Here is a 13,409-nt window from a genome sequence, read left to right as displayed (position 1 = left end):
GTCTTAGGCTAATGGCTACTACTGCCTTCACCATTCGGGACTTTAACCCTAGAGATAACGCCCATGCTGGGCGCACACGAAAAAAGATGCGCCGATTCGACGCATCTTTTCCCTTCGTCAAAAGCAAATGGTTATGCTGATTAATCTTCCTCGTCGGAATCGTCCTCAGAATCGTCTTCTTCGGATTCGCCTTCCTCGTCTTCATCGTCTTCATCTTCGCCATCTTCATATACTGGATCTTGGTCGCCCGTGAAGATCCATTTCTTTTTGGTGCCATCCTCGTACTCGATTTTTACTTCAATCTCTTCAATCTCGTCATCATCGCCAACTTCGTTTTGCAAATACTTCAACCAATTCAGCCCCATAACTACACCTCCGGTACTGGATAATTTCACATTGGTAGCGCCAGCGGATCACCGTTGACTTTGATACTATATGACGAATGCCACGTAATGGTTTGGACAATTGCCCCCTTTTTACTTATTTTTCAACGATCCTGCACACTTCCTGATCGGATAGAAATGCTTTACATAATTGGATTGGGACTGGACAAACTTTCAATGGAAAGAAACATTTCGTTTTAGGAACGGAAAGGACGTGAATATTCCGGTATGGACAAACGATTCAAGTGGCATATCATCTTTGTGAGTCTAATGCTCCTCCTTGCGCTGCCGCTCCAGTCTGCTGTAGCCTACCAGGATCATCCGTATCACTTTGGCTTTAAAAAAAGTAAGAACGGCGAGTTGCCCTCCATTACAGAAGAAGGGTTTAAAGGGATTGTAGATCGGCACGGGGCAGTTTTTCTAGGGGATACATCGAAGAAGGAGCTGTACCTGACATTTGATAATGGCTACGAGAACGGTTTTACCCCTTCGATATTAGACACGTTGCTGGTCAGGAAGGTTCCTGCTATCTTTTTTGTGACCGGTCATTTCGTGAAGGAACAGCCGGAGCTTCTGAAGCGCATGACAACAGAAGGACACTTGATCGGGAATCACTCCTGGAGCCATCCAGACATGACTACCATCTCCAATCAAAAGGTCAAAGAAGAGCTCGAGAAAGTCAAAGAGGCTGTCACACAAGTCACCGGACAGCGTGAGATGAACTATTTACGTCCACCTCGTGGAATTTTTAGTGACCGTACGCTGGCCGTGACAAAGGATATGGGGTATACGAACGTATTTTGGTCAATCGCCTACAAGGATTGGGATACCAAGGCCCAGCGCGGTGCGAAATTTGCGTACGATAGCGTCATGGCTCAGCTTCATCCTGGTGCAGTCATTCTTTTGCATTCCGTCTCCAAGGACAACGCTGAGGCTCTCGGCTCAATTATTGACGAAGCACGAAATCGCGGCTACGAATTTAAAAGCCTGGATCAGCTTCCAAACCAGAAACCAACCCCATAACGAACAAAAACTCCCGCCTGTTAGGTACGGGAGTTTTCGTTGCATTGCTTAATTGCGATCGAGCAACGACGCACCAGCAATTCCTGGGTGTGTCATTTCGAATGGATCCAGAATCAAGTCCAGCTCTTCTTCTGTCAACACATTGTGTTGGAGGCACAGCTCACGAACAGATTTCCCAGTCAAAATGGCTTCGCGTGCAATGCGTGCTGCAGTTTCGTATCCAAGATGCGGGTTTACGGCAGTGATTACGCCGACACTTTTTTCTACATACTCTCTCATGCGCTCGCGATTTGCCTCAATTCCTTCGAGGCAATACTTTGTAAACGCACGGAACGCGTTGTCCATAATGCTGATCGATTGCAGAAGATTGAAAACGAGTACCGGCTCCATTACGTTCAGCTCAAGCTGTCCTGCTTCAGAAGCCAAGCAAATGGTATGATCGTTCCCAATGACTTGGAAAGCTACCTGGTTAATCACTTCAGCCATAACCGGGTTTACTTTCCCTGGCATGATGGAAGAGCCAGGCTGGCGAGCTGGCAACGAGATTTCTCCCAGTCCTGCACGTGGTCCGGATGCCATCAGGCGTAAATCGTTGGCGATTTTGGACATGTTCATCATGCAAACCTTGAGCGCAGCAGAAACTTCAGTATAGGCATCTGTGTTTTGTGTTGCATCAACCAGATGGTCCGCTCCTGTCAGCGGGAAGCCTGTAATTTTTGCTAATTGCTCCACAACTGTCGTAATGTATTGTGGATCGGCATTCAAGCCAGTACCTACAGCAGTTGCTCCCATATTTACTTCATACAAGTGCTGACGCGATTGTTTGATTCGTTTGATATCGCGCTCCAGCACACGACGATACGCCTCGAACTCTTGGCCTAAACGGATTGGAACAGCGTCCTGCAAATGAGTCCGTCCCATTTTGATTACATCATCAAATTCTGTAGCCTTTTTGCCAAATGCGTCATGCATCTCTTCCATTGTTACCAGCAGCTTTTCCAACAGGTCCAGCGTGGAGATGTGAATCGCTGTCGGGAATGCGTCATTAGTGGACTGAGACATGTTGACATGTGTATTCGGGCTGAGATTGAAGTAATCTCCTTTTTTCTCTCCCAAAATCTCAAGTCCGCGGTTGGCAATCACTTCATTTGCGTTCATATTGATGGAAGTGCCTGCTCCACCTTGGATCGGGTCTACAATAAACTGATCATGCCATTGTCCTTCAATGATTTCCTCTGCAGCTTGGACAATTGCATTGCCGAGGCGAGGATTCAGTCGAGATACTTCCATGTTGGCAACCGCTGCTGCCTTCTTTACCATTGCCATTGCGATGATCAGTGAAGAATGTAGACGGTATCCTGTGATTGGAAAGTTCTCCGTCGCACGCATAGTTTGGACGCCATAATAGGCATCGACAGGAATTTCCTTCTCCCCGAGAAAATCCTTTTCAATTCGATACGTTTGTTGTACCATTCTTTTTCGACCAGCTTTCTAGGATAGTGGTTACTGCTTCCTCCCCATTCTATCACAGTTCGCCTAAGATAGCCCTTTCTTGTAACAAACGCTTTCATTTTTACGTCTTACTAGCAGGTAGGACTCACAACAAACCGACAGAATCGAGGGATACCATGAAAAAGTTTCTTTTGCTGCTGTTGACCGTAGGAGTACTCCAGGGCTGCACAGGTGGTTCGCAAAGCTCAGTGGAGCCACAGACGCCTCCAGCCACAACCCAACCAGAGACACCTAGCACACAGCCAGAAACACCTGCAGAGGCACAGCCGCAGACACCGGCTGAAAAGCCTCCAGCTACAGAGGAGCCTGATTCATCCGAAGGCGTCTATGCCAATGATATTTTCCGAAACGTTACCGTTAAGAAAACAGGGACAGATACGTTTGAAGTAAAAGGTCAGGCGCAAGTTTTTGAAGGAACGGTCAGCTACGTCGTAGAAGACGGACACAATGAATTGACCCAAGGCTCAATCCAAACCTCTGCTGGCGCTCCTGAATGGGGCGATTTCACCCATACTGTGAAAGTGAAAAAAGCTGATCCGAATACGACGCTCATGCTGATTTTGTTTGAAACGAGCATGAAGGACGGCAGTCGCCGGATGGAGCTTATCATTCCTTTGCCGGAAAAATGATGTGAATCTCGGCTCAACACCATGCAGATTCTTCCTGCATTCGCGAAATCAAAAAAATCTCATCCAAGAGCTCTCTACCGCTATCAAAGCACTCTCCTTTTTGCTTACCCGAAACAAACCTGGTCTGATTCGTTACGAAGAAATCGGCATCAAGCGCCTTTTCCTCAATCAGCCTCCTGAGGAGATCGCGCAATTCATCCGAGGTTTTGGCGCCCTTGTGCGGTACAAAAGCTCAGGCAAGCAAATTAGAGCAAACGTTAAAAGCGTACATTGCTGCCAATCGCTCTACTTCGGTTACAGCGGAACAGCTGCAATCCGAACACACTTTACCATCGCCTCCGGAAAATCGAGGAAATTCTCGATATGGATCTGGACGACCCGGACGATTGGCTCAAGCTGTATTTGGCCTGCCACCTGAGTCGAACGTATTAAAACGCCAAACACCCCAAGCTCCACCTGATAACAGGAAGCCTGGGGTGTTTGATTTGAGCTGAGAAAGCCTCACGCGCTCAGCTTTTCGATTGATTGCTTGCCTCGTTTCTTCGCTACTCGATTCGCCAGAAGGGTAAACAAAAATGCGCAGACCAAACCTGTTGCCATTGCAAGAACAAATCCGATCATGTTGTTGGACAAAAGGGGTGCCATCACAGATGGGACATAAGCAGTTCCTCTGACATCAAATACCCCTACCATCATGCCGGCAATGCCCGAAGAAATGATGGCCCCTGCAAATACTACCTTGTTGGAAAACATAAAGGGATAAGCTGCTTCGACAAACGTTCCAAAGCCCATATTGATCAAAAAACCCGGAGTCGCTACTGTAGCTTCACTCTTATCTCGTGGGGAGACGATGTTGGCAAGCGTAATCCCTACGGAGACCATAACCAAGCCAACCATGTCGACAGCTCCGAGAAAGCTGTTCCCTGTTTTTTCCATCTCCAATAGCACGATTGGTAAAATGGCTGCGTGGTAAACGCCTCCGATGATGGCAGGCCAGATCAACAATCCAGCGATTAAGCCAGCTGCAACTGGACTTACCGAAACGGCTCCTTCGATCAACACCTTTACCCATTCCCCTGCCTGTAGCGCAATTGGTGCCAGTAAATAAAAGACAATCAAGCCTGCCAGAAGGCCAGATACTCCTCCTGCAATAATATTTACAGTCGTTGTTGGAAAGCGCCATTCGATACATTTGCGGAAAAGGATGTTTACGAGGAGTCCAGCACCGATCCCACCGAGCATGCCTCCGATAATCCCTCCGTCAATCGACAAGACACCTGCCAGTACCCCCGCTACTACCGATACCTCTTCCATGTCCGATACCTGTTTGGCCGCGATGGCTGCGACCACGACTGGCAAGGCTTTGATGAGCACATCGAACACGCTGCTCAGCATGTCCAACCCTGGAATTTTACTCAGCGCCAAAATGAGGGCCAGAGCGATAAAGCCAGGTAGAGAAGACATCATGATTCCCCGGACGTTGATCCGCTTCCACGGACTGCTAGAAATATCTGAAGCCCCGCTTGAATCGCCGATGATCGGGCGGTAGGAGATTCCCCAATGCTTGCACAGAGCCGTCATAAAGCTGATTGCTCTCGTCCGGTTTGTCGTGCCTGTAGTACCTGACGTCAGCACTACATTTGCTCCTTTGGCACTAATCAATGACATAGAGGTCCCGCCAGTACCGACTATCGGTATTTGTTTTTCTACCACAGCTATTATTGCCTGCGAATTAGCTCCATCCGGATCGGCACTCATGCTGATTAATCCATCTATACGGCCCGCTTTTATTTCAACAGAAAGAGCCTCGTCTAGCATCAGCACATACTGATTGCATTCTTCTAATGTCCCGCGAAACAGGGAGACGATTTCGCTTGCCGTATCATCCCATGAAAAAACCGTAGCGATGGTATCTTTTCTCGCCATATCCATCGAGCCTTGTGCTGCGATAAACTGTATTTTCGCAATGAGAATGTCTGCGGCCCGTGCTTGATTGATAATCTCTTTCAATAATTTCTCTGGGTCCTTTCCACCGAGGTTGTACAAATTCCCTCCACTGCTTCCCACAATAGCCACACGTTTCATCGGCATTCTGTCTCCCTTTGATTCATTTCGGTAAAGCGTTACCCTGTTATCATTTTAGTTTAGTAAAGTGATAGAGTAAATTCAATAGATTCTTTTTATTCATACAGGCAGCCAATCATCTGGAGCGAATTTTTCAAATAAAACAGAAATATGGTATGATTTGGTGGTTGTTTTGGCATGCTCGCCCAAAAAGGAGGATTTGTACAATGGAGGGTCCATATGGAGTCGGTTGGGGAACACTTGCGTTAATCAACGCCGGACTAGCGCAATCGAAAAACCGCAGCGGCATGAATTGGTTTCTAATCTCCTTGTTTCTAGGTCCAATTGCGACCTTTTTACTCGTTATTTTTGAGAAGTTGCCTGAAAAATCATAACCCTCTCTATAAAAAGAGAGGGCTTTGACTCACTGCATATATTTCATTTGGGGCAGCAGGCTGCCTTTCGTCATGTTGTGACTACTTTTGTTCGTCTTGCTCATCTTTATAGCATTCCATGCAGAGAGCATTGTTGTTCTCAATTTCATATTCCGTTAAGCGAGCCTGGCAAGATTTACATTGTTTTTCAGTCAGCACCAAGTTCAAGACTATATCTCCTCTCAATGATGTAATGTAGTCTATTTATATTATAACTGATGCTTTATATCATATAAGGTGTTTTGTGTTAAAATTTTGTGAATTCTTTCAATTATAAAAAATAATAAAGAATTCAGGAGGAAACCATGCATTCCCTTTATTTTTCTTTAAGTATCTCAGGTGAACCCTTTCGTCTGTTTTCGCCTTCCCATATCGTTTCACTCATCCTCATACTTGCTTTGATCACTCTTCTTTATTTATATCGGCATAAATGGCAGATATCTTTTTCTAGAAAATTCACGCGCTATGCACTCGCAGGACTCCTCATCCTGTCTGAGGTGTGCTTCCAGCTATGGCATGTATACACCGACAGCTGGTCCGCAGCTTTTACACTGCCTTTGCAGCTGTGCAGTGTCACCCTGCTGTTCTCGGCTTTGATGCTTATTACCAAAAATTACAGCCTGTATGAAATCACATTTTTTGCCGGGATTGGTGGTGCCGCGCAAGCATTGCTCACACCCGAATTGTTTTATCCGTTCCCTCATTTTCGCTTTTTCCATTTTTTCCTTGCACATGCAGGAATCATTCTCGCCTGCCTGTACATGACCTGGGTTGAGGGGTATCGACCTGTCTTTCGCTCTGTTTGGAAAACTATGGGGTTTCTTAATGTGCTGCTCGTTATTGCCCTGCTGGTGAACAGCTGGACAGAGGGAAACTATTTGTTTGTTTCCCATAAGCCGGAGAACGCCAGTCTGATTGATTTTCTGGGTCCATATCCTTGGTACATACTCTCGCTGGAAGGCGTCGCATTTGCTCTGTTTACACTGCTATACATGCCCTTTGCTGGTAAAAAGAGCGCATCCAAGCAGCAAACGCACGATTTATCTTCGTAGTCTATTTTTGCTCGGCTACCCATTCAGTTACATGCTGCAAAAACCGTTTAGCTGCCGGCGACTGCTTGGCAAACGATGTGGCGGCAACGCCGAGTGAGCGATAATGCTCCCCATCCAAAGGAATCATGCGAATGTTTGCAGGCAGCCGAAACAGTATCATTTCCGGCAGAATACTGATTCCCAGCCCATTTTGCACCATTGAAATAATCGCATGATCGTCCCCTATCTCATATTTGACCCGCGGCTGCAGGTGATATTTTGCAAGCAGCCGCTGGATGTCATTGTCGCACCCTGCTTTCGGCATGACAAAGATTTCCTCTGCCAGCTGACTAACATGGACCCGTTCCTCATCATACAGCGGATGGTCGTCCGTCACGAGCAAATACAACTGATCCTTTTTCAGAGGAATCGTCTCCAGCTCCTCTGTTGTCGGCAACGAGACAAAACCAAAGTCCACTTCTCCTGTCTGAATCCAGTTTTCGATTCCGTCGTAATACCCTTCCAGCAGCTTGATCTCAATCGCGGGGTAGTTGTCCTGGAATCGCTTCAGAATCCCCGGCAGCCATTGGGTAGAGACACTCGTAAACGTTCCGATTCTCACCGTTCCGACCTCCATTCCATTGATCGAGGCTACCTCCTGCTTCATCCTTTCATGGGCTCGCAGCATCTCTCGCATGTACGGAAGCAGTCGCTCTCCGTTGCTTGTCAAGCTAATACCGGACCGCCCTCTGCTCAAAATCGAAAACCCGTACTCCCTCTCCAGGCTTGCTATGGCATGGCTAACGGCTGATTGAGTCAGCCCGAGTTGTTCTCCTGCACGAGTCAAGCTCCCTGATTCAATCACCGAAATGAATACTTCGAACTTGCTGAGACTCAAATCTCTCGCCTCCAATCCATCGAATTCGTTCATGAAAAACATGATAAACATTCATTTTTCTTATTAAAAAGATACCCGTATACTGAGTAATGCACAACCCTGTTCATCATAGACATCGCCCTGACCAACAGGGCAAGGAGGCTCGACATGAAACCGCAGTCAAAGGCCGATCTGGCTCTTTTGATGTGTACCCTTTTTTGGGGATCTTCTTATTTATTTATGCAAATGGGTTTGAAGGATTTGGAGACGTACAACCTGATCGGCGTGCGCTTTGGCATTGCCTTCTTGCTTGCAGCTGCCTTTTTCCATCGGCGCTTGCTTAGTACGAATCGCAAAACCATCCTGCACGCGTTTATTTTAGGAGCTATCCTGTTTGGTGTATTTGCTACCGTCACCAGTGGTGTCAAAACGACGACGGCTTCACAGGCTGGCTTCCTGGTAAGTCTCACAGTCATTTTCGTACCTATTCTCTCGATCGTTTTGCGCAACAAGCCACAAAAACGCGTATTCATTGGCGCAGGCCTCGCTATGGTTGGCATCGGCTTATTGACATTAAGCTCCAAGCTGCAGATTAGCCAGGGCGATTTATTGTGCATAGCAGCTGCACTCTTTTACGCTACACATATTATTGTGACAGGACGATGGGCCAGCCAGTCCGATACGATTCAGCTCGGTATTTATCAGCTTGGTTTTACTGCCCTGTTTGGTATATTCTTTTCGATTTTATTTGAAACGCCAACACTGCCACATACGCCGCAGTCATGGCTGGCTGTTCTTTCCCTGAGTATTTTGTGCAGCGCAATCGGTTTTGTCGTTCAGACGGTTGCACAAAAATATACCACTCCCGCTCATACAGGCGTGATCTTCTCATTGGAGCCTGTATTCGCTGCACTTTTTGCTTTTTTGGTCACAGGAGAGACTCTCACCGTACGAGGTTATATAGGTGCCGGACTTGTTTTGCTCAGTGTTCTGATTGCAGAGATTGATCTGAGCAAATGGCGGCGCAATAAACAGAAGGGGCATCTGTCTGTCTGATCAGATGCTCTGAAATGCCCTTACCACACACCTGCTCATTCAACAGAGCCGGTGTTTTTTTGCTCAAAATCCCTATCCATGATCAAAAGAAATGGATGGTAATTTTCATTTTCTCGTTGAAAGAAAGTAGGATGGGGCACGTTATGTGCAAGCAGGTATCCTACTTAATGAACTGGGGGGAAACGTATGCACCAGAAAACAAAGGGCCGCCTCCCATCCTTTCGCCACACTCCACAACAGACTGGGCTGGATTGGTCCCGTCCACATAGCACAGCACGCGAACCACATAATCCAGGACAGCTTGATAATCAATCGAAGCTGCTGCTCTTGGTAAACGTCCTGTTTATTACTGCTGGCGCATTATCCGGTACTTTCGTCAACGTCTATCTCTGGAAGGTGAAAAGCCAGTTTGCACCCATTGCCTGGTTCACTTTTACCACACATCTCGTCGGGGCACTGACATTTTGGTTAGCAGGCTGGTATGCCAAGCAAGGGAATAAGATGAATATTCTCCGAGCGGGTATGGCTGTATCGGCACTGTTTTATTTGCTCGTGCTCTGGATTGGTCCCAAGGCGGTAGCGTATGCGCCCTTGCTCGGATTGGTTCAGGGGATGGCTGTTGGTTTATTCTGGCTGGCTTTTAACGTCGTCTATTTTGAAATTACCAGCGCTGACAATCGCGATCGTTTCAACGGCTGGGCTGGACTTTTAGCATCGGGTGGCGGCATGCTGGCGCCATGGATTTCAGGACTGCTCATAACCCGATTGCCTGGTAATAGCGGCTATAGGCTGATTTTTGGGCTTTCCTTGGCTCTCTTCGTCGTTGGGGTGATCATCAGCTTTTTCCTAAAAAAGCGTCAGTCTGAGGGCAATTATTCGTGGACGTTTGCCCTCCGGTGCTTGCGGGGCGATCCGGACTGGCGATTTGCTGCAGGCGCTTTGGCAGGGCAAGGCCTTAGAGAGGGGCTGTTTGGCTTTATCATCGGTCTGATGGTCTACATAGCGACGAAAAGTGAAATGACACTCGGCAACTATTGGCTCATTACTTCAGGTGTCGGCATCGTCAGCTATTATTTCACTGCCAAATGGCTGACTGTTCGCTATCGCAAATGGGGTATGCTTATCGGGGCTGTCATCATGTCAGGGGCCGTCATCTTGTTTTTTTGGCAGGTCACCTACTCTACCTTGCTCATTTTCGGGATTTCGGTCGGGATTGCCTACCCTCTCTTCTCTGTCCCGATGCTCTCCACAATTTTTGATTTGATTGGAACAAATGAGGAAAGTGCGCGAAATCGGGTTGAATACGTCGTTCTGCGTGAGTTTGCACTGGATGCTGGACGCTTGATAGGAATCATCATCTTTTTGGTGGTGACGTCGATTAGCCTGTCTCCTGCCACTATTAACTGGCTGATCCTTTCCATCGGTACAGGACCGATTATTGCCTGGCTATGCATGAATCGCCTGTTTCGGACGGTTCCCGCCAAAAAAGAGAATGAAACATAATCCGCATCGGCACGTCATCCACCGCTTCAGGCTGTGGGTGACTTTTGTATGAATTAAGGCAGTTTGGGGTTCAGTAAAGCTGCTAACTATTGGTATAATGAACCAATGCGTCGGTAATCTCCATACCGTTTCTTAGGAAAATACATAGACGTACCAGCGAATAGACAAAGGAGAAAAATCGTGCAAAAGAAACTGATTGTGTTCATTCTGGCGCTTTTGATCGGCTTCGGGTCTTGGCTGTTTGAGCAGCAGGATTCCGCTACCCCTGTGGTTAATACAGATGCAGATTTGGTGCTTGAATTTCCAAGTGATCGTTATCCGGAAACAGCCAAGCACATTCAAACGGCTATTGAAAAAGGACAATCCGCTGTCTGTACGATTGATCGCAAAAACGCAAGCAAGCATCGGGACGATTCACTTCGCGGCATCCCTACCAAGCCTGGACTGGACCGAGATGAATGGCCGATGGCGATGTGCAAAGAAGGAGGAAAAGGTGCCGATATTGCCTATATCTCCCCTTCTGATAATCGTGGGGCTGGCTCGTGGGTAGCCAATCAGCTAGAAAAGTACCCTGACGGCACTCGCGTCCAAATCGTCGTAAAATGATGACAATACTTGGCTGCCAAGCAAAAGCCCTCTTTCATCGGAGGGCTTTTTTCATATTCACACCCACTAAGACAAATCCGGCTCCCGTCAATCCCGAGCCAGTGATGATCGCCACGGAACCAGCAGGGCCAACAAAATCGGCGGAGGCAAATACAGCTGTACCTATAATGAACAGCAGCCCTCCACCTCGAGCTCTTTCTCCATTCAAGACCAGCTGTGTTCCGACCAAAACATCCCAAGTACAAACAGTAGTGGACCTGCTGCTGTGACCCAGCTCACACCAACCACCTGGAGAACCGTAGTGGCTTCAGACATCGATACACTTGCGGCTTCAACGAATACAATCGCAGAAACGAGCATCGTCCCAACTATCGCCAAGAGCATACCCGCTGCTCTCCAGCCGTTCTTGGAGGAATCTGACTCATAAATAGCGACAAACGAGAAAACCATTGCCAGATGCGCGATGAGAATCATGTTTTTGGCTACGATGATCCATGTATCATTTTGCGCAGCTTCTTCAAGCAGGTGTGCAAAAGCGAGCAGAAAACCGGTTGTGATGGATGCAATCATGCCAATTTTGCTAATGGATAATTTCGACATATAAGGACCCTCCTGTATCATGCGTTTTTCTAACAAGAAAACTAATCAGATTAGTTTTTGGTGATAAAAAAGTATTACCACCTCGCATCAATGAATTTCTTCACTCTTTTTCATTTGCTTGCTCCCTGATTTGTGCGTGTACACCAGCTAAAAAGGTATCCACCAGCATTTTGAAGGAAACATCAAGGTCTAACGGCAGACCGAATCCGCCACTGCTTTCGATCGACGCAAACCCGTGCAAAATACTGCGAAATCCACGAATCATATGCAGTGCTTTGTCGCCTTGGAGGTCGTATGCATAGAGTCGCTCCCCAACCAGCTCAACGACTTGATGCTGCGCAAAATGAAGCTGCTGATCACTTGGAATCGGGGCTCGGAAGGTCGCATCATACAAGCCCGGATGATTTCGTGCGAATGTGACGTAGGCATCGCCCATGGCATATACCGCATCGTCACCCACAAGTCCATCTGCTCTTTTTTGCAGCTGCTCGTACAGCTGATTCAAGCCATAAATAGCGAGGCTCTGCTTCAATGCCTCCAGGCTGTCCACATGGTTATAAAGCGAAGGGGTGCGTACATTCAGCCGCTGTGCCAATTCACCAAGTGAGATGCCGTCAATTCCCTTTTCATCTGCGAGTGCTGCCGCTGCTACTACTACGGTTCTGAAATCCAAGCCCATTCGTGGCATAGAGCTCCCCTCCTTCATTTTGTCAGCAAGCTAGCTTATATGCGACTGCCAGCTTTTACCTTGCTTGTTAGTTACACATTAACTAATTCAATTAGTTTTTGCAATAGACCTTGTTGTTTTTTTGTTTCTGCCCTACTATTTAGATGGAAAATAATGAAAATTGGTGATGAAAGATGGGTCTTGGCAACAATCACATTCACTATGAAATATGTGGCAATGGATATCCTCTCGTCATTCTTCACGGCCTAGGAACTGACCATCGCTCCATGAAGGCGTGGGTGGAGCCCCTTTTTGAGAAGCGCTCTGGGTGGCAACGCATCTATATGGATCTTCCGGCACACGGTCATAGCAGCACACCGGATTGGGTAAAGACATCTGATGATTTACTTGAATTACTCCTGCATTGCATCGATACACTGCTTCACGATCAGCATTTTTCACTTATTGGCAAGTCTTTCGGTGGCTATCTCGCACAAGGCATTCTCGCAAAAAGAGCGCAGCTGATCGACGGCGTGAGTCTTCTCGCACCTGCCCTTCATAAAAAGGAGCGCACACTTCCTACGCGGGCTGTCCTTCAGTCTGATGAACAGCTCCTCTCTTCTTTCGATGCTGATATCCGAGCAGCATTTGAAGCCTTGATGATTCTGCAAACAAAGCAGAATCTGGATGCTTTCCTGTCTGAAGTCCAACCGGGGCGTCTTTTAGCAAACCGTGACTTTCTCACATCAGACTGGCGCACCAACGGCTATTTTTTCTCCGTAGAGCCTTTTGCCGAGGGCAGTACTTATCCACAGCCATCCTTATTTTTACTAGGACGCCAAGACGCAGTTTGCGGCTATCACGATCATAGGGAGCTTCTGGAGCATTTCCCGCATAGCACATTCTCTATTTTGGATCGAGCCGGGCATATGCTGGAGATCGAGCAAAGGAATGTAGTCCTCGCCCAGCTTGAGGAGTGGCTGAACCGTGTAAATCTATATAAATCAATGATGGGGTGAACCGT

15 protein-coding genes are annotated in these 13,409 nt (G+C 47.4%); 9 read left to right on the top strand and 6 right to left on the bottom strand.

Annotation, left to right across the window (positions count from 1 at the left end; translation table 11 throughout):
* Positions 1 to 140: 140 nt before the first annotated feature.
* Positions 141 to 365: a DNA primase gene (locus SB752_RS11550; RefSeq protein WP_410715786.1), complete on the bottom strand. Its 225-nt coding sequence runs from the start codon at positions 363 to 365 to the stop codon at positions 141 to 143.
* A gap of 288 nt (positions 366 to 653) precedes the next feature.
* On the opposite strand from SB752_RS11550, the gene pdaA reads away from it, so the two are divergent.
* Positions 654 to 1,406: a delta-lactam-biosynthetic de-N-acetylase gene (pdaA, locus tag SB752_RS11545; protein ID WP_410715799.1), complete on the top strand. Its 753-nt coding sequence runs from the start codon at positions 654 to 656 to the stop codon at positions 1,404 to 1,406.
* 48 nt (positions 1,407 to 1,454) lie between these two features.
* Here pdaA and aspA read toward each other — a convergent pair whose 3' ends face one another.
* A complete protein-coding gene (gene aspA, locus SB752_RS11540; RefSeq protein WP_410715785.1) occupies positions 1,455 to 2,879 on the bottom strand; it encodes an aspartate ammonia-lyase in 1,425 nt (474 codons plus the stop codon).
* 155 nt (positions 2,880 to 3,034) lie between these two features.
* Between aspA and SB752_RS11535 the strand changes: the two genes are divergently transcribed.
* Together SB752_RS11535 and SB752_RS11530 are read left to right on the top strand one after the other, a co-directional pair.
* Entirely contained in the window at positions 3,035 to 3,547 is a 513-nt protein-coding gene (locus SB752_RS11535) for a Gmad2 immunoglobulin-like domain-containing protein (protein ID WP_410715784.1), read from the top strand.
* Between the two features lie 270 nt (positions 3,548 to 3,817).
* The gene (locus SB752_RS11530; RefSeq protein ID WP_410715783.1) at positions 3,818 to 3,979 is read left to right on the top strand and encodes a helix-turn-helix domain-containing protein; all 162 of its coding nucleotides are present in this window, start codon (positions 3,818 to 3,820) and stop codon (positions 3,977 to 3,979) included.
* Between the two features lie 69 nt (positions 3,980 to 4,048).
* On the opposite strand, the gene SB752_RS11525 is transcribed toward SB752_RS11530, so the two are convergent.
* A complete protein-coding gene (locus SB752_RS11525) occupies positions 4,049 to 5,632 on the bottom strand; it encodes a PTS sugar transporter (RefSeq protein WP_410715782.1) in 1,584 nt (527 codons plus the stop codon).
* A 206-nt stretch (positions 5,633 to 5,838) separates the two neighbouring features.
* Here SB752_RS11525 and SB752_RS11520 point away from each other — a divergent pair, with 206 nt between their 5' ends.
* The gene (locus tag SB752_RS11520) at positions 5,839 to 6,006 is read left to right on the top strand and encodes a hypothetical protein (RefSeq protein WP_410715781.1); all 168 of its coding nucleotides are present in this window, start codon (positions 5,839 to 5,841) and stop codon (positions 6,004 to 6,006) included.
* Between the two features lie 344 nt (positions 6,007 to 6,350).
* The gene (locus SB752_RS11515) at positions 6,351 to 7,097 is read left to right on the top strand and encodes a YwaF family protein (RefSeq protein WP_410715780.1); all 747 of its coding nucleotides are present in this window, start codon (positions 6,351 to 6,353) and stop codon (positions 7,095 to 7,097) included.
* A 1-nt stretch (position 7,098) separates the two neighbouring features.
* On the opposite strand, the gene SB752_RS11510 is transcribed toward SB752_RS11515, so the two are convergent.
* Positions 7,099 to 7,974: a LysR family transcriptional regulator gene (locus SB752_RS11510; protein ID WP_410715779.1), complete on the bottom strand. Its 876-nt coding sequence runs from the start codon at positions 7,972 to 7,974 to the stop codon at positions 7,099 to 7,101.
* A gap of 147 nt (positions 7,975 to 8,121) precedes the next feature.
* Here SB752_RS11510 and SB752_RS11505 point away from each other — a divergent pair, with 147 nt between their 5' ends.
* From SB752_RS11505 to SB752_RS11495, 3 genes are all read left to right on the top strand, one after another.
* Positions 8,122 to 9,009 carry a DMT family transporter gene (locus SB752_RS11505; protein ID WP_410715778.1) on the top strand — a complete coding sequence of 296 codons (888 nt, stop codon included), beginning with the start codon at positions 8,122 to 8,124 and terminating at the stop codon, positions 9,007 to 9,009.
* 186 nt (positions 9,010 to 9,195) lie between these two features.
* Positions 9,196 to 10,512, top strand: a complete 1,317-nt coding sequence (locus SB752_RS11500) for an MFS transporter (protein WP_410715777.1) — start codon at positions 9,196 to 9,198, stop codon at positions 10,510 to 10,512.
* 180 nt (positions 10,513 to 10,692) lie between these two features.
* Complete coding sequence (locus SB752_RS11495) at positions 10,693 to 11,118, top strand: NucA/NucB deoxyribonuclease domain-containing protein (protein ID WP_410715776.1); 426 nt, start codon at positions 10,693 to 10,695, stop codon at positions 11,116 to 11,118.
* 204 nt (positions 11,119 to 11,322) lie between these two features.
* Here the strand turns inward: SB752_RS11495 and SB752_RS11490 are convergent, their stop codons facing one another.
* Complete coding sequence (locus SB752_RS11490; RefSeq protein WP_410715775.1) at positions 11,323 to 11,718, bottom strand: hypothetical protein; 396 nt, start codon at positions 11,716 to 11,718, stop codon at positions 11,323 to 11,325.
* Between the two features lie 100 nt (positions 11,719 to 11,818).
* A complete protein-coding gene (locus tag SB752_RS11485; protein ID WP_410715774.1) occupies positions 11,819 to 12,406 on the bottom strand; it encodes a TetR-like C-terminal domain-containing protein in 588 nt (195 codons plus the stop codon).
* A 173-nt stretch (positions 12,407 to 12,579) separates the two neighbouring features.
* Here SB752_RS11485 and SB752_RS11480 point away from each other — a divergent pair, with 173 nt between their 5' ends.
* A complete protein-coding gene (locus tag SB752_RS11480; RefSeq protein WP_410715773.1) occupies positions 12,580 to 13,404 on the top strand; it encodes an alpha/beta fold hydrolase in 825 nt (274 codons plus the stop codon).
* Positions 13,405 to 13,409: the final 5 nt, after the last annotated feature.

This window comes from Brevibacillus sp. SIMBA_040 (genome assembly GCF_046535075.1).
Classification (GTDB): Bacteria; Bacillota; Bacilli; order Brevibacillales; family Brevibacillaceae; genus Brevibacillus.
Note: the sequence above shows the minus strand (reverse complement) of the source record. Positions and strands in the feature narration are given on the sequence as shown.

Bases quoted from the DNA above. Each gene is read 5' to 3' on its own strand.
- SB752_RS11550 (WP_410715786.1), bottom strand. From the start codon at position 365: ATGGGGCTGAATTGGTTGAAGTATTTGCAAAACGAAGTTGGCGATGAT.
- pdaA (WP_410715799.1), top strand. From the start codon at position 654: ATGCTCCTCCTTGCGCTGCCGCTCCAGTCTGCTGTAGCCTACCAGGAT.
- aspA (WP_410715785.1), bottom strand. From the start codon at position 2,879: ATGGTACAACAAACGTATCGAATTGAAAAGGATTTTCTCGGGGAGAAG.
- SB752_RS11535 (WP_410715784.1), top strand. From the start codon at position 3,035: ATGAAAAAGTTTCTTTTGCTGCTGTTGACCGTAGGAGTACTCCAGGGC.
- SB752_RS11525 (WP_410715782.1), bottom strand. From the start codon at position 5,632: ATGAAACGTGTGGCTATTGTGGGAAGCAGTGGAGGGAATTTGTACAAC.
- SB752_RS11520 (WP_410715781.1), top strand. From the start codon at position 5,839: ATGGAGGGTCCATATGGAGTCGGTTGGGGAACACTTGCGTTAATCAAC.
- SB752_RS11515 (WP_410715780.1), top strand. From the start codon at position 6,351: ATGCATTCCCTTTATTTTTCTTTAAGTATCTCAGGTGAACCCTTTCGT.
- SB752_RS11505 (WP_410715778.1), top strand. From the start codon at position 8,122: ATGAAACCGCAGTCAAAGGCCGATCTGGCTCTTTTGATGTGTACCCTT.
- SB752_RS11500 (WP_410715777.1), top strand. From the start codon at position 9,196: ATGCACCAGAAAACAAAGGGCCGCCTCCCATCCTTTCGCCACACTCCA.
- SB752_RS11490 (WP_410715775.1), bottom strand. From the start codon at position 11,718: ATGTCGAAATTATCCATTAGCAAAATTGGCATGATTGCATCCATCACA.
- SB752_RS11485 (WP_410715774.1), bottom strand. From the start codon at position 12,406: ATGCCACGAATGGGCTTGGATTTCAGAACCGTAGTAGTAGCAGCGGCA.
- SB752_RS11480 (WP_410715773.1), top strand. From the start codon at position 12,580: ATGGGTCTTGGCAACAATCACATTCACTATGAAATATGTGGCAATGGA.